This is a genomic window from Microbacterium kribbense (assembly GCF_039537285.1).
Taxonomy (GTDB): Bacteria; Actinomycetota; Actinomycetes; order Actinomycetales; family Microbacteriaceae; genus Microbacterium; species Microbacterium kribbense.
Window position 1 is genome coordinate 306,043 of the sequence record NZ_BAABAF010000007.1, and the last position, 20,372, is coordinate 326,414.

Annotated in this window: 18 protein-coding genes; 7 read left to right on the forward strand and 11 right to left on the reverse strand. The window is 69.9% G+C overall.

The genetic code is table 11. From position 1 onward, the window contains the following. Positions 1-12: 12 nt before the first annotated feature. The 4 genes from ABD705_RS10835 to ABD705_RS10850 form a co-directional block, all read right to left on the reverse strand. The gene (locus tag ABD705_RS10835) at positions 13-444 is read right to left on the reverse strand and encodes a DUF2269 family protein (RefSeq protein WP_344783423.1); all 432 of its coding nucleotides are present in this window, start codon (positions 442-444) and stop codon (positions 13-15) included. Positions 445-505: 61 nt separating this feature from the next. Continuing rightward, the gene (locus ABD705_RS10840) at positions 506-1,336 is read right to left on the reverse strand and encodes an ABC transporter permease (RefSeq protein ID WP_344783425.1); all 831 of its coding nucleotides are present in this window, start codon (positions 1,334-1,336) and stop codon (positions 506-508) included. Further along, complete coding sequence (locus ABD705_RS10845) at positions 1,333-2,223, reverse strand: ABC transporter permease (RefSeq protein ID WP_344783427.1); 891 nt, start codon at positions 2,221-2,223, stop codon at positions 1,333-1,335. Before ABD705_RS10845 ends, ABD705_RS10840 begins: the two co-directional genes overlap by 4 nt. Beyond that, on the reverse strand, positions 2,220-3,161 hold the full coding sequence (locus ABD705_RS10850) for an ABC transporter ATP-binding protein (RefSeq protein ID WP_344783429.1): 942 nt from the start codon (positions 3,159-3,161) through the stop codon (positions 2,220-2,222). Before ABD705_RS10850 ends, ABD705_RS10845 begins: the two co-directional genes overlap by 4 nt. A gap of 93 nt (positions 3,162-3,254) precedes the next feature. On the opposite strand from ABD705_RS10850, the gene ABD705_RS10855 reads away from it, so the two are divergent. Beyond that, entirely contained in the window at positions 3,255-4,355 is a 1,101-nt protein-coding gene (locus ABD705_RS10855; RefSeq protein WP_344783431.1) for a 5-methyltetrahydropteroyltriglutamate--homocysteine S-methyltransferase, read from the forward strand. A gap of 53 nt (positions 4,356-4,408) precedes the next feature. Then, on the forward strand, positions 4,409-6,085 hold the full coding sequence (locus ABD705_RS10860; protein ID WP_344783433.1) for a class I adenylate-forming enzyme family protein: 1,677 nt from the start codon (positions 4,409-4,411) through the stop codon (positions 6,083-6,085). Between the two features lie 138 nt (positions 6,086-6,223). Here the strand turns inward: ABD705_RS10860 and ABD705_RS10865 are convergent, their stop codons facing one another. From ABD705_RS10865 to ABD705_RS10880, 4 genes are read right to left on the reverse strand one after another with little or no spacing between them, the layout of a single operon-like run. Then, on the reverse strand, positions 6,224-7,216 hold the full coding sequence (locus tag ABD705_RS10865; protein WP_344783435.1) for a VOC family protein: 993 nt from the start codon (positions 7,214-7,216) through the stop codon (positions 6,224-6,226). A gap of 22 nt (positions 7,217-7,238) precedes the next feature. After that, entirely contained in the window at positions 7,239-8,300 is a 1,062-nt protein-coding gene (locus ABD705_RS10870; protein ID WP_344783437.1) for a PrpF domain-containing protein, read from the reverse strand. Next, entirely contained in the window at positions 8,290-8,988 is a 699-nt protein-coding gene (locus tag ABD705_RS10875; protein ID WP_344783439.1) for a 4-carboxy-4-hydroxy-2-oxoadipate aldolase/oxaloacetate decarboxylase, read from the reverse strand. Before ABD705_RS10875 ends, ABD705_RS10870 begins: the two co-directional genes overlap by 11 nt. Next, positions 8,985-9,737: a PIG-L deacetylase family protein gene (locus tag ABD705_RS10880; protein ID WP_344783441.1), complete on the reverse strand. Its 753-nt coding sequence runs from the start codon at positions 9,735-9,737 to the stop codon at positions 8,985-8,987. Before ABD705_RS10880 ends, ABD705_RS10875 begins: the two co-directional genes overlap by 4 nt. A 207-nt stretch (positions 9,738-9,944) precedes the next feature. Between ABD705_RS10880 and ligM the strand changes: the two genes are divergently transcribed. Continuing rightward, a complete protein-coding gene (gene ligM / locus ABD705_RS10885; RefSeq protein ID WP_344783443.1) occupies positions 9,945-11,348 on the forward strand; it encodes a vanillate/3-O-methylgallate O-demethylase in 1,404 nt (467 codons plus the stop codon). A 70-nt stretch (positions 11,349-11,418) separates the two neighbouring features. On the opposite strand, the gene ABD705_RS10890 is transcribed toward ligM, so the two are convergent. Then, positions 11,419-12,930 (reverse strand): aldehyde dehydrogenase family protein, encoded by a 1,512-nt coding sequence (locus ABD705_RS10890; RefSeq protein ID WP_344783445.1) that lies wholly within the window; start codon positions 12,928-12,930, stop codon positions 11,419-11,421. Between the two features lie 274 nt (positions 12,931-13,204). Between ABD705_RS10890 and ABD705_RS10895 the strand changes: the two genes are divergently transcribed. From ABD705_RS10895 to ABD705_RS10905, 3 genes are read left to right on the forward strand one after another with little or no spacing between them, the layout of a single operon-like run. Next, positions 13,205-14,098, forward strand: a complete 894-nt coding sequence (locus ABD705_RS10895; RefSeq protein ID WP_344783447.1) for an ABC transporter substrate-binding protein — start codon at positions 13,205-13,207, stop codon at positions 14,096-14,098. Between the two features lie 15 nt (positions 14,099-14,113). Then, positions 14,114-15,007, forward strand: coding sequence for a LysR family transcriptional regulator (locus ABD705_RS10900; protein WP_344783449.1), 894 nt, complete (start codon positions 14,114-14,116; stop codon positions 15,005-15,007). Positions 15,008-15,024: 17 nt separating this feature from the next. Further along, on the forward strand, positions 15,025-17,049 hold the full coding sequence (locus tag ABD705_RS10905; RefSeq protein WP_344783451.1) for a thioredoxin domain-containing protein: 2,025 nt from the start codon (positions 15,025-15,027) through the stop codon (positions 17,047-17,049). Positions 17,050-17,089: 40 nt separating this feature from the next. Here the strand turns inward: ABD705_RS10905 and ABD705_RS10910 are convergent, their stop codons facing one another. Continuing rightward, positions 17,090-18,043, reverse strand: a complete 954-nt coding sequence (locus tag ABD705_RS10910; protein ID WP_344783453.1) for a LysR family transcriptional regulator — start codon at positions 18,041-18,043, stop codon at positions 17,090-17,092. A 79-nt stretch (positions 18,044-18,122) separates the two neighbouring features. Here ABD705_RS10910 and ABD705_RS10915 point away from each other — a divergent pair, with 79 nt between their 5' ends. Next, positions 18,123-19,475: an aminomethyl transferase family protein gene (locus tag ABD705_RS10915; protein WP_344783455.1), complete on the forward strand. Its 1,353-nt coding sequence runs from the start codon at positions 18,123-18,125 to the stop codon at positions 19,473-19,475. A gap of 16 nt (positions 19,476-19,491) precedes the next feature. Here ABD705_RS10915 and ABD705_RS10920 read toward each other — a convergent pair whose 3' ends face one another. Next, positions 19,492-20,364 (reverse strand): IclR family transcriptional regulator, encoded by an 873-nt coding sequence (locus ABD705_RS10920; RefSeq protein WP_344783457.1) that lies wholly within the window; start codon positions 20,362-20,364, stop codon positions 19,492-19,494. Between the last annotated feature and the right edge of the window lie 8 nt (positions 20,365-20,372).

Genomic DNA, 20,372 nt, shown 5'->3' on the forward strand with positions numbered 1-20,372 from the left:
CGCGGACCGGTCTCAGGGGCGCCAGATCATCAGCACGACCGTGGCCACCAGCAGCAGGGAGGCCACGCCGCTGCTGCCGACGATCGCACCGTAGCCGGCAGGCTTGTCGCCCGCCGGGGTGTCTGCGGCCAGGTCCGCGGCCTTGTGCATCTGCGGCACGATGACGATGACGCTGAGCAGGAATGCGATCGCGTAGGTGATCATGGCGCTCAGGATCCAGCCCGTCGTGAATGCGGCGCCGGCGTTCTTGCCGAGGACGCCGAAGCCGAGCACGAAGGTGATCAGCGACAGCCAGGAGAAGACCGCTGTCGAGCGCGCCAGGGTGCGCGCCTGTGCGGCGTTTCCGGAGCGGAGGGCGCGTAGGCCGGTCATCGGGATGATCGCCATCGGGCCGACGATGAAGACGGCGGTGGCGACGTGCAGAATGCTCAGCAAGGTGCTCATGCTCAAAGCTTACGTCACACTGAAGGTTTCACTGAATCGTGCCGGTCCGCCGGGGAATCGGTCAGTCCAGGAACAGGGCGCGCAGGCGCTTGGTGGTGAACACGAGGCCGACCACGATCATCACGACATAGTAGACGATGTGCCAGAGCATCGCGCCGCTGAACGCGCCGGTGGTCAGCGCCCGGATCAGTTCGACGCCGTGCCAGAGCGGAAAGGCCATCACGACGCCCTGGATCCACTGCGGATAGATCGAGATCGGGTACAGCGTCGCCGAGAACAGGAACATCGGCAGCAGCACGAGGTTGATCCAGTCCATGTGCTGGAAGGTCTTCATGTAGCTGGTGACCGCCATGCCCAGGCTCGCGAATCCGAACGCCACCAGCAGTGCCCCCGGGATCGCCAGAATGGCCGTCGGTGCCAGGTTCAGCCCGAACGCCTGCATGATGATCATGAACCCGCACGCGTACAGCAGCCCGCGCAGCAGCGCGTACAGAATCTCGCCGAAGGCGACATCCAGCGGCCCCAGCGAGGTGGCCAGCATCCCCTCATAGAGCTTGCCGTAGTTCAGCTTGAAGAACACGTTCCACGTCGAATCGTAGATGGCCCCGTTCATCGCCGACACGGCCAGCAGCGCCGGCGCGATGTATGCCGCATACGACACCGATCCGCCGCCGGGCACCTGCACCGTGCCGATGAACGTGCCCAGGCCGAGCCCCATCGAAGCCAGATAGAACACCGGCTCGAAGAAGCCGGAGAGGATGACGACCCAGCTCGAGGAGCGCGCCGCGATCAGGCCCCGCTGCACGACCGCTCCGGGATTGCCCGCCCACAGCGCGCGCACACCGCCGCGGTGCGGATGCACCTGCGGCCGATCGCTCACCAGCTGGGTCATTTCGCCAGCCTCCGCGTGAACGCGCGCCGCGCCAGCAGGTAGCCGCCGATCGACAGCAGCAGCAGGTAGGCCAGGTGCACGCACAGCATCACGACATCGACCGGGCCGCCGAAGGTCGCCATCCGCCCCAGCTCGGTCGCGTGCCACAGCGGCGAGACCCACCCGATCGGCTGCAGCCACAGCGGCAGCACCGTCAGCGGGTAGAACGTGCCCGAGAACAGGAACATCGGCATGAACACGAACCGCTGCACCAGGGCGAACTGCCCCTTGTCGTCTTCGATGGATGCCGCATATGCCATCAGCGGCATCCCGAACGACCAGCCCGCGAGCAGGCCGACCGCGATCGCGATCCAGCCGGTCTGCGGTGCCGGCACGGTCACCAGCGGGAACACGGCCCCGAACGCCCAGATGAACAGGTAGTACGCGGCGCCGGCGAACAGCATCCGGGCACTCGCGGCCACCGCCACGCCGTGGGCGATCTGCGGGGACGACAGCGCCGACGCGTTGAATCCGTAGAAGTACCGTCGCCATTTGAAGCCGGCCAGCACCGGGTAGGTGAACTCCTCGGATGCCACCGAGATCGTCGCCGTCATCAGCAGTGCGGGCGCGACGAATACGAGGTACGAGACCGAACCGCCGTCGCCGGCGGGGATGTCCTGCGAGATCAGCGCTGCCAGTCCGACGGCCAGGCCGAACAGGTACACCAGCGGCTGGCCGAGCGCACCGACCACGATCGTCCAGCCGTAGGCGCGCATCGCGCGCAGCATGTGCTCGGTGGCGTACCACGAGCCGAATCGGCGCGGCCGGCGTCCGCCGGCCATCGCCTCGGCGCGCAGCTGGTCCAGCGAAGGATGTGCCTGGGTGGGGTCGGGGTGAACGTCGGTCATTCGATCAACGACCGTCCGGTCAGGCGCAGGAACACGTCCTCCAGACTCGAGCGGCGCACCAGGCTGGTCAGCGGCTTCAGCCCCTGCTGCGTCACGCGGTCCAGAGCCGCCTCGCCGTCGTGCGCGTAGATCAGGATGCGATCGGGCAGCGTCTCGATGCGATCGCCGATGCCCGCCAGAAGCGGTGCGACCTCGCTGTTATGCGTCGACCCGAACCGCACCTCGAGCACCTCGCGGCTGGAGTGCTCGCGGATCAGCGACGACGGCGTGCCCTCCGCCATGATCCGCCCGTTGTCGACCACGATCAGCCGGTCGCACAGCTGCTCGGCCTCGTCCATGTAGTGCGTGGTCAGCACCAGGGTCGTGCCCCGCTCCTTGAGCCGGAACAGGCGGTCCCAGAGAATGTGCCGCGCCTGCGGATCGAGCCCCGTGGTCGGCTCGTCCAGCAGCAGGATCCGCGGGTCGTTGATCAGGCCCCGCGCGATGGTCAGGCGCCGCTTCATGCCGCCGGAGAGCTGGTCGACCTTGTGGCCGGCCCGATCCTCGAGCTGTGCGAACGCGAGCAGCTCGTCGGCCTTCTGCCGGCACACCTTGCCGGGCAGCCCGAAGTACCGCCCGTACACGTACAGGTTCTCGCGCGCATTCAGCTCGCCGTCGAGGTTGTCCTGCTGCGGCACGACGCCCAGTCGGGAGCGGATCTCCGGTCCGTACCGGTCGGGGTCGAGCCCCAGTATCTCCAGGTCGCCGGAGGTGCGAGTGGACACCGCGCCGACCATCTTCATCGTCGTGGACTTGCCCGCGCCGTTCGGGCCGAGCAACCCGAACGACTCGCCGGGCGCGACCTCGAAGCTCAGTCCGTCCACGGCGAGGAAGTCCGGCTTTCCCTTGACTTTGTACGCCTTGACGAGGTTCGCTGCACGGATGACGGGGGCGGGCACCGATCAACCCTACCCAAGGGCGGCGACACGGGCGTATGTCGGCGGATGACGACGCCGGTGAGGCCGGCCGCTGCGGCTGTTTACGATCGGGGCATGAGCACACCTCCCTTCCGCGCCGACATCGTCGGCAGCTTCCTGCGCCCCGCCTCCCTCGCCGCTGCCCGCCGCGGCCATGCCGACGGCCGGCTCGATGATGCCGGCCTGCGGGAAGTCGAGGATGCCGCCGTCGCCGACCTGGTGCGCAAGGAGTCCGACGCCGGCCTGCGGCTGGCCACCGACGGCGAGTTCCGTCGCTCGTGGTGGCATTTCGACTTCTTCGGGCTCCTCGGCGGCGTCGACATCGTCGAACTGGACCACGGCATCCAGTTCCAGGGCGTGCAGACCAAATCCCGGGGCGTGGAGGTCTCCGGCCCGATCCGGTTCGACGGGCAGCATCCGTTCCTGGACCACTTCCGCTTCGTGCAGGATGCCGCAGCGCCCGGCATCACGCCGAAGTTCAGCATCCCCTCGCCGACCGTGCTCGACTTCCGTCTCGAGCCCGGGCACATCGCCGGCTACGACGGGCGCGAGGCGATCGTCGACGACCTGGTGCAGGCCTACCGTGACGCGATCGCCGCGTTCTACGCCGCCGGCGCGCGCTACCTGCAGCTGGATGACACCGCATGGGCGTACCTGTGCTCCGAGGTCGAACTCGCCAAGGCGCGCGAGCGCGGCATCGACACCGACGGCATCGCCGAGCGCTACGCCGACATCCTCAACCGGGTGCTGGCCGGCAAGCCGGACGACCTGACGGTGACCACGCACGTGTGCCGCGGCAACTTCCGCTCCACCTGGATCTCGTCCGGCGGGTACGAGCCGGTGGCCGAGCAGCTGCTGGATGTCGTGGCCTACGACGGCTACTTCCTGGAGTACGACAGTGATCGCGCCGGCGGGTTCGAGCCGCTGCGCTTCCTGCCCCCGGGCGACAAGACCGTCGTGCTGGGCCTGGTGACCACCAAGAGCGGACAGTTGGAGGACCCGTCCGACGTGAAGCGCCGCATCGATGAGGCCTCCGCGTTCGCGCCGCTGGAGCAGCTCGCCCTCAGCCCGCAGTGCGGATTCGCCTCGACCGAGGAGGGCAACGCGCTGTCCGAGGACGAGCAGTGGGCCAAGATCCGCTCGGTGGTGGAGATCGCCGCCGATGTCTGGCGCTGACCGTCCGCCGCCAGGTTGCATCCGGCGACCGGGCAAGGCCAGGATGAGGGAGTATGACGCAGGATCACAGCGACCGGAACACCGAATACGACCCCAGTGAGCTCAAGCGGGTCTTCGAGGCGAACTTCACCTGGGCGGCGGCATTCGCCCGCAACACCCATCGCTACGCGCACCGACGCGCGCTGACCGACCCGTCCTCGGGCCGCACCTGGACGTATGCGGAGCTGGGCCTGGTCACCGGCCGGCTGGTCGCAGGGCTGCGGGCGCGCGAGGTGGGCGTGGGCGACATCGTCTGCTATCAGCTGAAGAACACTCCCGAGTTCGCGTTCCTGTACATCGCCGCGCAGGGCCTGCGGGCGGTCAGCTCGCCGATGAACTTCCGGCTGGCGCCGGCCGAGACCGCGCACATCCTCGATCAGGTCACGCCGACCGTGTTCGTCTACGACGGGGCGGATGCCGACAACGTCGCCACCGCGCTGCAGCTGGCCACGCACCAGCCGCGCATCCTCGCCGCCGTCGGCGGCGACCTGCTGCCGGGCGCCATCCGGTTCGACGATCTGCTGGCCGAGGAGGCACCGACCTATCGCGCGCCGGACGGGGCGAGCACGTGGGACGAGACATCCCGGCTCTACACCTCGGGCACCACCGGCATGCCCAAGGCGGTGCCGCTGACCAGCCTGAACGAGATGCTCACGGCGCACGACGTGACGATGCACTTCCCGCTCGGACCGAGCGACAAGACGATGAACATGTCGCCGTGGTTCCACCGCGGCGGCAACTACTGCGCGGGCCCGAACACGGCGTTCTTCGTGGGCGCCGAGGTGGTCACGCTGCCGCAGTTCGACGCCGACGTGGTGCTCGACTCAGTCGAGGAATACCACCTCACGTATGTGATCGGTGCGCCGACGAACCTGGAGCGGCTCGCCGAGACGCAGGAGGCGCACCCGCGCGACCTGTCGAGCCTGCGCGGCATGGTCACGATGGGCGCCCCGCTCAGCGAGGAGGCCGCACTGCGCTACCAGCGCGTGCTGACCCCGCGCATCGCGAACGGCTACGGCACCACCGAAGCGTTCTGGAACACCTATCTGCGCCCCGACGACCTGCCCGCCGCCGCGGGCGCCGCCGGCCGCGCGTGTCTGGACGACGACGTCGCCGTCGTGAAGGTGCAGGCCGGCCGCATCTCGGGCCCGGACGAGCACGCCAAGAAGGACGGGCAGGAGATCGGCGAGGTCATCATGCGGTCGGTCAAGTCCGGCTACGCGTACCTCGGCAATCCGACCGAGCAGGCCGAGAAGTTCCGTGACGGCTGGGTGTACCCCGGCGACCTGGCCACGTGGGACGAGGACGAGATCGTCACCGTCGTCGGCCGCAAGGACGACATGATCATCTCCGGCGGTGAGAACGTGCACCCCGTCCAGGTCGAAGAGGTCCTGGCGGGCCACGACGAGGTCGCCGATTCGATCGTGGTCGGCCTGCCCGACCCGCAGTGGGGTGAGCTGGTGGTCGCGTACGTGCAGCTGCGCGACGGCGGCGGGGCGGATGCCACGGCCACGGCCCGCGAGCTCGATGCGCATCTGCGCGCGAGCGTCAAGCTGGCCGACTACAAGCGGCCGCGCCGGTACACCTTCGTCACCGAGCTGCCCTACACCGCGACTGGCAAGAAGCAGCACTTCAAGCTGAAGGAGCAGGCCCCGGCCGACGCCGAGGCCGGCCGCTTCGTCGCCCCGTAGCGGCGGTTCTGCACTCACGGCCGAACGCTCGACTGTCTCGAGCGCCGGTTCAGTCGGCGCGATTTACCGGCCGCCCGCGGCAAAACCGTAAAACGCGACGACTGAATTCTGCGACGCGAGCGGTCCCGATCGCTGCGATCAGTGACCGGCGAGGGCCTGCCGGTCGATCTCCTCCTGGTTCTCGACGTACGGCGTGCCGTGCGTGTGGAAGGTGGCGACGGTCTTCATGCCCCACGCCTGACCCTTGGCGCGCTCGGCGGCGCTCCACTGCACGACCGGCCAGTCCGGGTCCAGCAGCAGCCGGGCCTGCGCATTGGCGAACTCGATGCGGTTGCCGCCGGGCTCCCAGACGTACAGGAAGAAGGTCTGGTTGATCGCGTGCTTGTACGGCCCGTACTCGATGTAGATGCCGTTCTCGAGGCAGATGTCGGCGGCCTTGAGAACGTCCTCCCGCGAGTCGGGTGCGAACGCGAAGTGGTGGAAGCGCCCGCGCTCCTTCGTCCAGTCCTCGGAGTAGACCACGTCGTACGACTTCTGGTGGAAGCGGAACCAGCGTGCGGCGTAGTGACCGTCGTCCATCCGCACCCGCTCCGACTCGCGGGAGCGCATCACGTTCTGCCAGAAGTCTCCGGCGGCGTCCACGTCGGCGGCCAGGTAGTTGATGTGATCGAGCCGGCGCGCGTTGATGCCGCGCCCCGGGTAGGCCGACGCCTGGTTCTTCAGCGCCGGGCGGTCCTCGTCGTCGGGCACATAGTGCTCGGTGTCGTAGTAGATCGCCATCAGATGCCCGTCCGGGTCCTCGAACTCGAACGAGCGGCCCACGCCCACCTCGGGGTCGTGCCACTCGTGGCCGAGGCCGGCTGCCTCGATGGCGGCGACCCGCCGGTCGAGGGCCTCCTGACTGGTGGCGCGGAACAGCGTGCGCCCGACGCCGTTGGTGTCGGAGGCGGTCAGCTTCAGCGAGTATCGCTGGTATTCGTCCCAGGTGCGCAGGTACGCCGAGTCGCCGATCCGCTCGACCTCGCGCATCGCGCAGATGTCGCGGAAGAAGTGCAGGCTCTCTTCGAACTTGGGGGTGAACAGCTCGATGGCACCCAGGTGGGCGAGATCGAAGTTCTCCATGTCGGCCATTTCCGGTCCTCTCTGACGGGGCTTACAGGCGGGGTCGCGGGAATACGACCCCGTCGAAGATCTTGCGGGCGGTGCGCAGCGAGCGGGATGCCGCGTGCCACACCCCATCCTCGTCCTGCGTGACCTGCACGTGGGCGGGGAACGTGCCGGACGGATGCTCGAGGCCGTGCACATCGCCCTCGGGCAGGTGCGCGAGGTCGTGTCCGACGGCACCGGGGATCCGGATGCCGGCGGCCACCGAGGCCGCCATCAGAACGCCGATCGCGGTGTGCACGCGGGAGGGGATGAACGCCCGTGTGCCGATCGCACCGCCGGCACGCGGCGCCGACAGCAGGAACATCTTCGGCACCGTCTGGGCGGTCACATCCCCCAACCCGAACAGCGGGCCGGCCTGTCGGCGGATGGACTCGACCTGCTCGCGCAGCGCAGCGTCCGCCTCCAGCTCGGTGGCGGCCTCGGTGCCGGTCACGCCGAACTCGGCGGCATCCATGAGCACCACCGCCATGCCGTTGTCGACCAGCGTGACACGGTGCCCGTCGATCTCATCGCTGACGTTGCCGGTGGGCAGCAGCGGCTTGTCGCCGCCGGACAGCTCCAGGTCTATCGGGCACGCCGTGCCCGGCACACCGTCGATCTGCGCGTCGCCGTCGTAGTCGGGCAGGCCGCCGGCGACGGCGAAGGTCGCGGTGGCGACGTCGCCGGTGTTGCGCAGCCGGATGCGCACCGTGGTGGCGGGTTCGGTCGGGGCGATCAGTCCGCGCTCGAGCGCGAACGGGCCGATGCCGGCGAGCAGATTGCCGCAGGTCTGCCGGTCGCTGACGATGGGCTGGTCGACGCCGACCTGCAGGAACAGGTAGTCCAGGTCGATGCCCTCCTCGGCCGAGGGCGACACGATCGCGACCTTGCTGGTCAGCGGGTGCGCGCCGCCGAGCCCGTCGATCTGCGTCTTGTCGGGGCTGCCCATGATCCGCAGCATCAGCTCGTCGCGCACGGCCGGATCGGCGGGCACGTCGGCGGCGAGGAAATACGCCCCCTTCGAGGTGCCGCCGCGCATCAGCATGCAGCGGATCCCGTCAGCGGGCATCGTACTCCTGCTGCGTCAGATAGCTCACGCCGAGATCGGCCAGCAGCGTGCGCAGGCCCTTGCGGTCCAGACTCAGGTCGCCCCCCTGGTAGGCGGCGCGGTCGGCGGCCTCCTTGGCCACTCGCGCCCGGGCTGCCGCGAGGGCCGCTGCCGCATCCTGCCGCGGCACGCACAGCACGCCGTCGTCGTCGGCGACGATCACGTCGCCCGGGTGCACGATCGCCCCGCCGACGACGATCGGCACGTTCACCGATCCGCCGGTGGCTTTCACGGTGCCCTGCGCGTTGACGGCGGCCGACCAGACCGGAAAGCCCATCGCGCGCAGCTCGAGAAGATCGCGCACACCCGTCGTGGTGACCAGGCCCCGCACCCCGCGGGCGGTCAGCGCTGTGGCGAACAGCTCGCCGAACGCACCGTCGGGCGACGGCGAGGTGGTGGTCACGACGAGGATGTCACCGGCCTGGCACTGCTCGACGGCGGCGTGGATCATCAGGTTGTCGCCGGGCCAGCTCAGCACCGTCACTGCGGTGCCGGCGACGCGGGTGCCGTTCTGGATCGGGCGCACCCCGGCGCCGACCAGCCCGACCCGACCCATCGCCTCGTGCACCGTCGCGACACCCTCGGCGGCGAGCGCGTCGACGGCCCCGGCGTCCGCCCGGGCGATGTCGGTGACGATCACGCCGCTCATTCGAGGACTCCGGTCACCTGCGGGTAGTAGCGCACGTACGCCTCGCCCATCGTCTCGTGCGGCAGGCCGAGGTTGGGGCCCGCGTTGCGCCGCACCTGCACGCCGCGGCGCACCGCCAGGTCGGTGTAGTACGACCACATGTGCTTCTGCGCGGGCAGGCACTCCATCGCGGCGCGCTTGTGCGGGAAGGCGTCGGTGATGTCCAGCAGCACGTTCGGGCGGAAGTCGCACTGCTCGCCCTGATGCGGCTCGAAGAAGAACACCGGCGGGGCGCCGATGATCTCGTCGGTCGTCGGGAACGAGCCGTCGGCGCCCGCCACCCCGATCGCCTGCGCCAGCACCCGCGCCTGCAGCGCCATCCGCGCCGCGGCCGGGTGGTCGCCGTTGTACGGGTCGGTCAGGGTGTGCGTGAGCACGACGGTGGGCTGGGTCCGCCGGTAGACGTCGACGAGTCGTGCCACGGCCTCGGGGCTCTCGCGCAGCGGGTAGTCGCCGAGGTCGAGGAACTCGATGTCGGCGCCGAGCGCCGCCGCCGCCGCCTCGGCCTCGGCGCGGCGCAGCGCCTTGATCTCGTCCAGGCTCTTGCCCGCAAGCCACTGGCTGGCCGATTCGCCGCGTTCACCGAAGGACAGGCACACGACGGTGGCACGCTCGCCGCGCAGGACGGCCGCGGCGATCGCCCCCCCGGCACGCCATACGAAATCGCCGGCGTGGGCGCTGATGACCAGCAGAGACGGGGTGGCAGCCATGGAACTCCTCGAGCTGTGCGGACGCCGCGCATTGACGCACGGTCACTGCCAGATAAGCACAGCCCGCACTATTGGTCAAGATTTTGGTTACAATCTTGGCGGCCGAGTATCACTACGGCCATTGCCTATGGACATAGTGAAAAAATGTCCGTAGCATCGGCAACGGACGCGCCCGGTCGTCCGACAACGAGGTCGAGGGAGCTAGACATGGCCGCAAATCTTCAGGAACTGCTCGACGAGCAGGACAACATCGTCCAGATGCTGCGCAATTCGCAGCTGGGCGCCTACATCTATCCCGTGGTGCCGGCGGAGTTCACCAACTGGCGCCGCGAGCAGAAGGCGTGGCGCAACACGGCGGTGCTCTACGACCAGACCCACCACATGGTCAACTTCTTCATGTCCGGCCCGGGCGCGCTGAAGCTGCTCTCGGACACCGGCATCAACTCGTTCGCCAACTTCCCGGTCGACACCGCCAAGCAGTTCGTGCCGACCGCGTCAAACGGCGGCGTCATCGGCGACGGCATCCTGTTCCACGAGGCCGAGGACGAATACGTCTACGTCGGCCGCAACCCCGGGGCGAACTGGCTGCAGTACCACGCCGAAACCGGCGGATACGACGTTCAGACCCGCTACGACGACCGGTCCTCCTCGCGCCCCTACGGCAACGCCGTGCACCGCGACTACTACCGGTTCCAGATCCAGGGACCGGCAGCGTGGCAGGTCATCGAGAAGCTCGCCGGCGGCACCGTCGAGCAGGTCAAATTCTTCCGGATGGGGCACATGAGAATCGCCGGCTCCCAGGTGCGCACGCTGCGGCACGGCATGGCCGGCCAGCCGGGCCTGGAGCTGTGGGGTCCGTACGCCGAGCACGGCAAGATCCGGGATGCGATCCTGGAGGCCGGCCGCGAGTTCGGGATGGAGCCGTGCGGATCGCGCGCCTACTCGTCGAACACGCTGGAGTCGGGCTGGATCCCCTCTCCGCTGCCGGCGATCTACACCGGCGGCGACATCGAGCGCGGCTTCCGCCAGTGGCTGCCTGCCGACAGCTACGAGGCGATCAACGCGATCGACGGATCGTTCGTCTCGGACAGCATCGACGACTACTACCTGAACCCGTGGGAGCTCGGGTACGGCTCGTTCGTGAAGTTCGACCACGACTTCATCGGCCGCGATGTGCTGGAGAAGATCGACCCGACCACACAGCGCCGCAAGGTCACGCTGGCCTGGAACGACGAGGACCTCGGCAAGATCCTGACCTCGGTGCTCGACCGCGACGGCCTCGGCTACCAGTTCTTCGACCTGCCGAACGCGAACTACGGGTCGAGCAACTTCGACTCCGTCGTCGACGCCGACGGGACGAACGTCGGCCTGTCGATGTTCACCGGCATCACCGCGAACGAGAAGCGCGGCCTGTCGCTGGCCACCGTCGACCACGACGTGCCGCTGGGCGCCGAGGTGCGGGTGCTGTGGGGCGAGAACCCCAACACCGCCAAGAGCACCGTCGAGCCGCACGAGCAGGTCGCCGTGCGCGCCGTGGTCAGCCCGGTGCCGTACGCCGAGACGGCCCGCACCGAGTACCACGGCGGCTGGCGCACCACCGGCGCGCTGTAGGCCGGATGCGATGAATGGGAGAAGGGCGGATGCCGCGGCATCCGCCCTTCTCCCCTGCGCGTCGCGACGATCAGGACGCGCCGCCGTGCTCCGGTGCCGCCGGCGGATCGATCGCGATGGTCACCGACTTCATGCGCGTGTACGACTCCAGCGCCTCCGGACCGTTCTCCCGGCCCCAACCCGAGGCCTTGACACCCCCGAACGGCACGGCCGCATCGAGCATCGCCCACCCGTTGACCCAGATGATGCCGGCGTGCAGCGCGTTCGCGACACGATGTGCGCGACTGATGTCGGTCGTCTGGATGCCGGCGGCCAGACCGTAGTCCGTGCTGTTGGCCAGCGCGATCGCTTCGGACTCCGTGTCGAACGGCTGCACGGTCAGCACCGGGCCGAACACCTCCTCCTGGATGGCGTCGGCGTCGTTGCCGAGCCCCGCGATGACGGTGGGCGCGTAGTAGAAGCCGCCGTCGAGATCGATGCGTTCGCCGCCGGTGGCAACGGTTCCGCCGGCGGCGACGGCATCGCCCACCATCGCTTCGACGCGCTCCAGCTGTGCGGCGCTGACCAACGGCCCGATCACCGTTGCGTCGTCACTGGGGCGGCCGAGCGGCACGTGCGTGACGGCGTCGGCGAGGATGCCCACGACCGTCTCGTAGATCGGGCGCTCGACCAGCAGTCGGGGCGCTGCCATGCAGAACTGACCCGTGTTGAAGACGAAGCTGTTGATCACGGTGCCGATGACCTTGTCGAGGTCGGCGTCGGCGAACACGATGTTCGCGGCATTGCCGCCGAGCTCGGCCGCAACCGGCTTGAGGAGCCTTCCGGCGACCGACGCCACCTCGCGCCCGACCTTCGTGGACCCGGTGAACGCGATCATGTCGACGCCGGGGTGGCGCACCAGCGCCTCGCCGAGGTCGGATCCGCCCCCGGTGATGAGGTTGTAGACACCATCGGGCACCCCGGCGTCGGCGAGGATCTCGGACATCAGGATCGCGCTGAGCGGCGTCAGCGGAGAGGGCTTGTGGACGATCGTGTTCCCCACCGCGAGCGCCGGCGCGATCTTGGAGCTCGACAGGATCAACGGGAAGTTGAAGGGGCTGATCGCACCGACGACGCCTCGCGGCTCGCGACGCGTGTAGGCGAACGCCGGCAGCGGCGTGTCGCGCACCGAGCCGTCGATGTGCGGCGCCAGCGTGCCGTAGTACTCGAACAGGTCCGCCGAGTTGGGCACGTCGATCATGCGGGTGAAGAGAATCGGCTTGCCCACATCCAGGCTCTCGGCCTGCGCGAGATCCTCCAGCCGCTCCCGCATGAGGGAGGCGACGCGCAGCAGCACCCGGGAGCGCTGCCGGCCGGACAGCCCCGACCAGCGGCCGTCATCGAAGGCCGCACGCGCTGCGGCAATAGCCGCGTCGACATCGCTGATGGAGGCAGCGGCGACCTCGCCGACGCGTCGTCCGGTCGATGGGTCGATCACCTCGAGCCGGCCGCCCTCTGCCGGTGCGACCCAGCGCCCCCCGATGAACAATTCGGTGCGGAAGGCCCGTGCGTCCGTGGCGATCTCGGCGTCGGTACTCGACATTTTCTCTCCTTCGAGAAGTGGCTCAGACACGGCGACCGCCGACGGGTCGGCGGCGCTCGTCGCGAGCGGTGCGTTCGCACGGAGCGGTTGTGGGCAGTTTAGCCAGTGGGACAGGTGTCGGGGGCGGGGTTCCGGGCAGGCCGCCGACGCGGCCCCATCGACAAGCCCGATGGCGTGATCGATCCGGCCCCGTTGTGACGGCGCGACGCTCCGCGTACCGTGAGCAGCACGGGGCCGGCACCCGGCACCACAGAGTTGTGAGGGAAGTTCGATCATGGGCAAGTTCATCATCCAGCCGCACGGCCGGTTGCAGGAGTGGGTCGCCGAGGAGCACGGCTATTTCACCGATGAGGGCCTCGACTACGAATTCGCCGAGGAGTGGTTCGCCGGTGCCTCCCGGACCACGTCGACGGTGCAGGCCGCCGACAGCGCACCCGCGGAGTTCAAGAGCGGCGCGCTGGAGGACATGGAGCAGGGTCGCGCCTGCGACGTCTCGGGCGCCTGCCACTGGGCCGTGAACGAGGCGGCCAGTCACCAGTCAGCCGGAAAGCTGTGGGCATCGGCGTACTCGGTGTCTCCGGCGGGGATCTTCGTCGCCGGAGACTCGGACCTGCGCTCTCCTGAGGACCTGGCCGGCGTGCCGGTCGCGGTCGGCTATCACTCGGGCAGCCACTACTCGGCGATCCAGGGGCTGTCCAGCTTCTTGGAGCGCGACCAGGTCGCCACGACCTTCGCCGGGTTCCCGTACGACCGGGTGCGGCTGATGATGCGGGGCGAGGTGGCGGCGGCCAACGTGTTCGGACCGCAGTACTACCTGCTCGAGCAGCTCGGCTTCCGCAAGCTCGTCGATACGAGCTTCATGATGGGCTTCTTCGTCTCCGACAAGGCCGACCACGCCGACACGCAGGCATACTTCCGCGCGCTCGAGCGGGCGCAGCGCGACATCGACCTGGAGCAGGAGCGGTACCGCAAGTACTGGCTCAAGGAGATGCCGGAAGACCTCGCCCAGATCGCCGACGTGCGTCGGTTCGGTCCCGGTGAGCGCATCGTGTTCCAGACTTACACGCAGGAGATGTACGACGCGACGCAGCGCTGGATGAAGAGCTGGGATCTTCTCGACCTGGATCTGAGCGAAGAGAGCGGGTACGCGAAGTCCGTCCTGGTGTGAACAGGTAGGCGGCCGATGACGTTCGACGGATTCCGACTGGCGGTGTTCGTCGCCGTCGTCGATCGGCAGGGCTACTCGGCGGCGGCCAGATCCCTGCATCTGAGCCAGTCCACCGTGTCGCACCACATCGCCGAACTGCAGAAGGAGGCCGGCGCGGCCCTGCTCAGCTACCGGCAGGGCCGCATTCGGCTGACACCGGCCGGGCACGAGGTCTATCGCTCTGCCCGCATCATGCTCGGCGAGCAGGAGTCGCTGGAGCGGGCGATCGACAACCTGCGCGAGGGCAAGGCGGTGCCGCTGCGGGTCGGAGCGAGCCTGGCGTTCGAGCAGCCCTATTTCATCCACCAGTTCGTGGCGCCGTTTCTGTCGGCCCACCCCGACACGATGCTCTCGCTGCAGTTCGGGCACAGCGGCACCACGGCGCAGGCGGTGCTGGACCACGGCCTCGACCTGGCCTATGTGCTCAACTGGCAGCTGCCCGCCGAGGCGGTGTTCGAACCGCTCGGCTCCGCCGAGTTCACCTTCTTCGCGGCGCCGGACCATCCGCTGGCGGCGCAGTCATCGGTCTCACCCGAAGAGGTCTCGGCCGCCGGTCTGATCACGGCACCGACGACGGCAGTGGAGACCACGTTCTATCGCGACATCCTGCGGCGCAGCGGTGTCAGCGAACACGGCTCGGTGCTGGAGATCAGCGGCTTGCAGCCGCGGATGCTGGCCGCCGAGGCGGGCTTGGGTGTGGTCGGAACGTTCGTGCCGGCCTACGCGGTGCTCACCGGGCGGCTGGTCCGGCTGACGCTGGACCGCCCTGCCGGCCGCGCCGAGATCGGCCTGGTGCAGCGGGCCGACGATGAGGCCTCGCAGGCGCAGCTGACCCTGGCCGAGCAGCTGCGTGCGCTCGACCATTCCTGACCGGGATCGAGGAGATCATGGCCGACCGCCTGGCGGGCTCGCGTTCCCGCTACCTGCTGTCCCACCGCGACGACCCGGTCGACTGGCACCCGTGGGGCGAGGGAGCGTTCGCAGAGGCGGCCCGGCGCGACATCCCGGTCTTCCTGTCGATCGGCTACAGCACCTGCCACTGGTGCCATGTGATGGCGGCGGAATCGTTCACGGATGAGGCGACCGCACGGCAGCTGAACGAAGGGTTCGTCTGCGTCCTGGTCGACAAGGACGCGCGGCCCGACATCGATGCCGTGCATCAGGCTGCCGCCCGCGCCCTCGGCGGCGGGGGCTGGCCGATGTCGGTGTTCCTCACCCCCGACCGGCAGCCGTTCTATGCCGGCTCGTACTGGCCGCGCATCGCGGTCGGGCGGCAGCCGTCGTTCCGCACCGTGCTGGACGCCATCGGCCGCACCTGGCACGGCCGCCGCAACTCGGTGCGTGCGTCGGCCCAGGCCGTCGCCGCCGAGCTCGCCGCCGCCGACCAGATGCCGGCCGGCGCCGACCGGTTCGATCCGCAGGCCGACGCCGACGCATCGTTCGAGGCGATCCGCGCCCTCTGGGATCGGGAGCACGGCGGGTTCGGCACGAGCCCGAAGTTCCCGCAGCCGATGACGATCGAGTGGCTGCTGCACCGCCACGCCCGCTCGGGCGAAGAAGAGCCGCTGCAGATGGCGGTGCATGCGCTGACCGCGATCGCGCGCGGCGGCATCCACGATCTGCTCGAGGGCGGATTCGCGCGGTACTGCACGGATGCCGCGTGGCAGCTGCCGCACTTCGAGAAGATGCTGCCCGACAGCGCGCTGCTGCTGCCGGCATACGCGACGGCCGCGGCGCTGACCGGACGCGCCGACCTGGCCGCCGTGGCCCGCGGCACCGCGGAGTTCCTGCTGCACCGGTTCGGCACTGCCGAGGGCACCTTCGCCTCGGCGTTCGATGCCGACAGCGCGGACGGCGAGGGCGGCTACTACCGCTGGAGCGGGCGGGAGCTCCGGGCGACGCTGACCGAGGCCGGGCTTGACGCCGCGCACTGGGCGCCCGTGCTCGGCGTGCCTCCCGCCGCAGCGGATGCCGACGAGGCCGGGTTCGTGCCGCATCTGCGCAGTCCTCGCTCGACCGAGGATGCCCCCTCCGGCGACGCCCCCGCGGTCCCCCCGCCCGGCTGGTCCGAGGTGCGCGCGGTGCTCGCGCGGCGCCGCGCCGGGCGGCCGGCGCCCGCGACCGATGCCACCGTGCTGACGGACTGGAACGCGCTGGCCGCGCGCGGACTCGTGCGCGCCGGGCTCGCCCTGGGCGAAGCCGGCTGGATCGCCGCGGCGGCGGTGACGACCGAGCGACTGCACGAGCGCATCGGCGCCGACGGCGCCATCGGCCACACCGGCCGCGGCGACCCCGGGTTCCTGCTCGACCACGCGGCGACCGCGTTGGCCGACCTCGAGCTGTGCCAGGCCACCGGCGACCCGATCTGGTACGAACGCGGCAGCCGTCTGGCCCAGACCGCCCTCGCGCGGTTCTGGGGCGAGCGCGGCGGCTGGTACGACACGGCCGCCGACGAGCTGTTCGTCCGGCCCCGCACCCACACCGATGACGCCGTGCCGGCGGGCACCTCGGTGATGATCGAGGTGTGCCTGCTGCTGGCCGGGCTCAGCGGTGATCTCACCTGGCGGCAGCGGGCGCTGGACGCGCTGAGCGCGACGCACCGCGACATCCAGCCCACCCGGCACGGCTGGCGGCTGCGCCAATGCGAGTGGCTGAGCGGGCGTGAGCGCGAGGTGGCCATCATCGGGCCCGCAGGCCCTGCGCGCGACGTGCTGGCCCGCATCGCACAGGGCAGGCCGCGGCCGGGAACGGTGACCGTCGTCGCCGATTCCGGCGCCGAGTCGATCCCGCTGCTGGCCGGCCGCACCCGCATCGACGGCGCACCGGCCGCCTATGTCTGCCAGTCGCTGGCCTGCCGGGCTCCGGTGACGGCCGCCGCCGACCTGCGTGCGCTGCTCGCCGGCACCGGATAGCGCCCGACGGTGCCACCGGTCATCGCTGCGCCGACGCTCGTCAGCGGCTGGCGTGGATCGCGGCGAAGCGCCCGGGGGTCGCCGAGATGACGTCGCCGACGGTCGCCGCGAACCAGTCGAGCGCGCCCAGGTGCTGCGTCGTGGGGCGCCGGTACAGGTGCAGCTCGGCATCGGGCACAGCGAAGGGCGCGTCGTGCACCGCAATCGGCCAGTTCTCGGCCCAACCGCGGGCCAGGGTCTCCGGAATCGTGGCGATGCACTCCCCCGCCATCAACACGTCGGGCAGCGACACGAAGTGCTGCACGCTCAGCACCGCCGCCGTGACGCCGCCCAGCCTGCGGTGGGCCGCCGCCAGGTGCCGCGCGCTGGAGTCGCTGGTCACCCAGACCCGGCGCGCGGCGCGGTAGTCGTCCACCGTGAGCGCCGCCGCTGCCAGCGGGTGCGATCGCCCCATCGCGACGAGGTATCGCTCGCGCTTGACCAGGCGATGCCCGTGGTCCAGCGCGGCAGACGTCACGGCCAGATCGATCGCGCCGCGCGCGAGTTCGTCGCCGACGGTGTCGTTGTCCAGCGGGACCACCTCCAGGCGCGCCCGCGGTGCTCGCGCTCCCACGACGCGGGCGATCGCAGCAAGCCAGCCGATCTCGCCGAGCTCGGACAGTGCGATCCGGAAGGCCCGCTCGCTCGTGGCGGGATCGAACCCGTGCACGGCGCCCAGAGCCCGGTCGATCCGGCTGACCGCGTCGCGGAACTCCGGGTAGAGCGTGTCGGCCAGCGGCGTCGGCTGCATCCCGCTGCCGACCCGTTCGAACAGCGCATCGTCGCACTGCCGGCGCAGGCGCCCGAGTGCCTGGCTCACCGCCGGCTGGGTGACGAACAGGCGCCGGGCGGCCGCCGTCAGGCTCCGCGACTCGTACACCGTCGTGAACACGCGCACCAGATTCAGGTCCACGACCGCCCCTTCCCGCACCGTGAGCACTGCTTGCTCGATCATAAGCGCTGATTATCGGCATCCATGGTCTGAATAGGATGCAATTACTAGCATGGGAGACATCCCGAACGAAGGAGTTCCCATGACCGCTTCCGCTCTCCAGGTCATCACCGCCGCCGGCGGCCCGGTGCCCTATCTGCGCAACGCGCCCGCCCGACCGACCGTCTTCCCCGTGACGCCCGAGTTCACGAACTGGCGGTCCGAGCAGCGCGCCTGGCGCGAGTCGGTCGCGCTGCTGGACCAGTCGCACCACATGACCGACCTGTTCATCACCGGTCCGGACGCGCTGCGGCTGCTGTCGGACGTCGCAGTCAACAGCTTCGCGAACTTCCCCGCGAACTCCGCGAAGCAGTTCATCGCCGTAGGCCACGAGGGCCACCTGATCGGCGACGCGATCCTCTTCCGCCTCGAGGAGGACCGCTACGACCTGGTCGGCTGGCACATGGTCATCGACTGGCTGCAGTTCCACGGTGAGCGCGGCGACTACGACGTGACCTTCGAGCGCGACGGCAGCTCGCTCGTGCGCGCGGGAGACCCGGTGCTGTACCGCTTCGAGATCCAGGGGCCGCACGCGCTCGCACTGATGGAGCAGGTCACCGGTGGCGAGGTGCCGCACACGAAGTTCTTCGGCATGGCCGACGTCACGATCGCCGGCCGTCGCGTGCGATCGCTGCGGCACGGCATGGCCGGCCAACCCGGATTCGAGCTGTTCGGGCCGTGGGCCGACGGCGAGCCGGTCCGGCAGGCGATCATCGAGGCCGGCGACGAGTTCGGGCTCGTTCTGGTCGGGTCACGCGCCTACTCGTCGGCCAACCTCGAGTCGGCGTGGGTCCCGTCCCCGCTGCCGGCGATCTTCACGGGCGAGGGTTCGGCCCGGTATCTGGAATGGCTTCCGGCAGCGCGCCTCGGCTCACTGGCGGGCAGCTTCACCTCCGATGACATCGAGGACTACTACCTCACCCCCTACGACCTCGGTTACGGCCGCAGCGTCGCCTTCGACCATGACTTCATCGGCCGCGCCGCCCTGGAGCGGATCGCCGCCGCAGAGCAGCGTCAGAAGGTCACCCTCGTGTGGGATGCCGACGACGTGGCCGCCGCGCAACGCACTCTGTATGAAGACGGCGTGCCCGCGAAGTACATCGAGTTCCCGAAGGCACGGTACGGCCAGTACCAGGTGGACCGGGTCCTCGTCGACGGTCGGGATGTCGGGATCTCGCACGACTGCGGCTACATCACCAACGAGCAGGTGTTCGCCTCGCTGGCGAGCATCGAGGCGGCCTTCGCCACCCCGGGGACCGCGGTCGTCGTGGTGTGGGGTGAGGAGCCGAACTCCCACAAGCCCGCGGTCGAGCGGCATCGCCAGGTGCAGATCCGCGCGGTCGTCCAGCCCGCACCGTATTCACGCTTCGCCCGGGAGAACTACCGCGCGGATTGAGCAGGCCGTCGCCGCCTCACCCGGCGGCGGCGGTGCGCTCCTCGCCGAGACCGGCGAAGTAGTCGAGCGAGGCCAGTGAACTGCTCACCAGCGGATGGGCGCCGCGGCGCGAGCGGGTCGGCGCGCCGTCGGGCAGATACGCCTCCTCCAGCGCGCGGGTCACCCCGGCGGCGGCCACGGTGAGCAGCTCGATGATCCCCTGCGCCGCCCGCCCGTCATTGGGTACGACCACGCCCAGCGCGGCGTACACGACGCCATGCGGGCCCATCACCGGGACGGCGATGCCCCGGGACTGTTCGTGGATGTGCCCGCGCAGATCGGCGAACCCGTCGCTGCGCACGCGCCGCAGCCGGCCGCGCAGCGTCGCGCCCTCCACGATCGTGTGAGCCGTGTACCGGGGCCAGCCGGCCGCGACGACGTCGTCGACGAGCGCGGCGCCGGCGTGCGCGAGCAGCACGAGCCCGCTCGAGGAGACCGGCAGCGGCGTGCGCCCGCCGATCAGCGTCGCGTTCACGACGGCCTCGCGGGTGGACATCCGCTCGATGAACAGCACGTCGCGCCCGGCGAGCACACCCAGCTGGGTGTGCTGCCGGACGCGGGCGTGCACGGCCTCCATCCAGGGCCTGGCCAGCTCACGCAGGCCCAGCGCCCCCGGCGTGCGCGAGGCGAACTCCCACAGCCGCACGCCGAGCCGATAGGTGCGGTCCGGCAGCCGCTCCAGCAGCCCCTCGCGCTCGAGCTCGGCGATCAGGCGGTGCGCCGTGGACGGGGCGAGCCCGGCGGCGGTCGAGATCTCGGTGAGGGTGCGGAAGGGATGCATCGCGTCGAATGCCTCGAGCACCCGCAGGTGCTTGTGCAGCACCGACTCGCCGTCCGATCCGCGCGCCATCACGACCT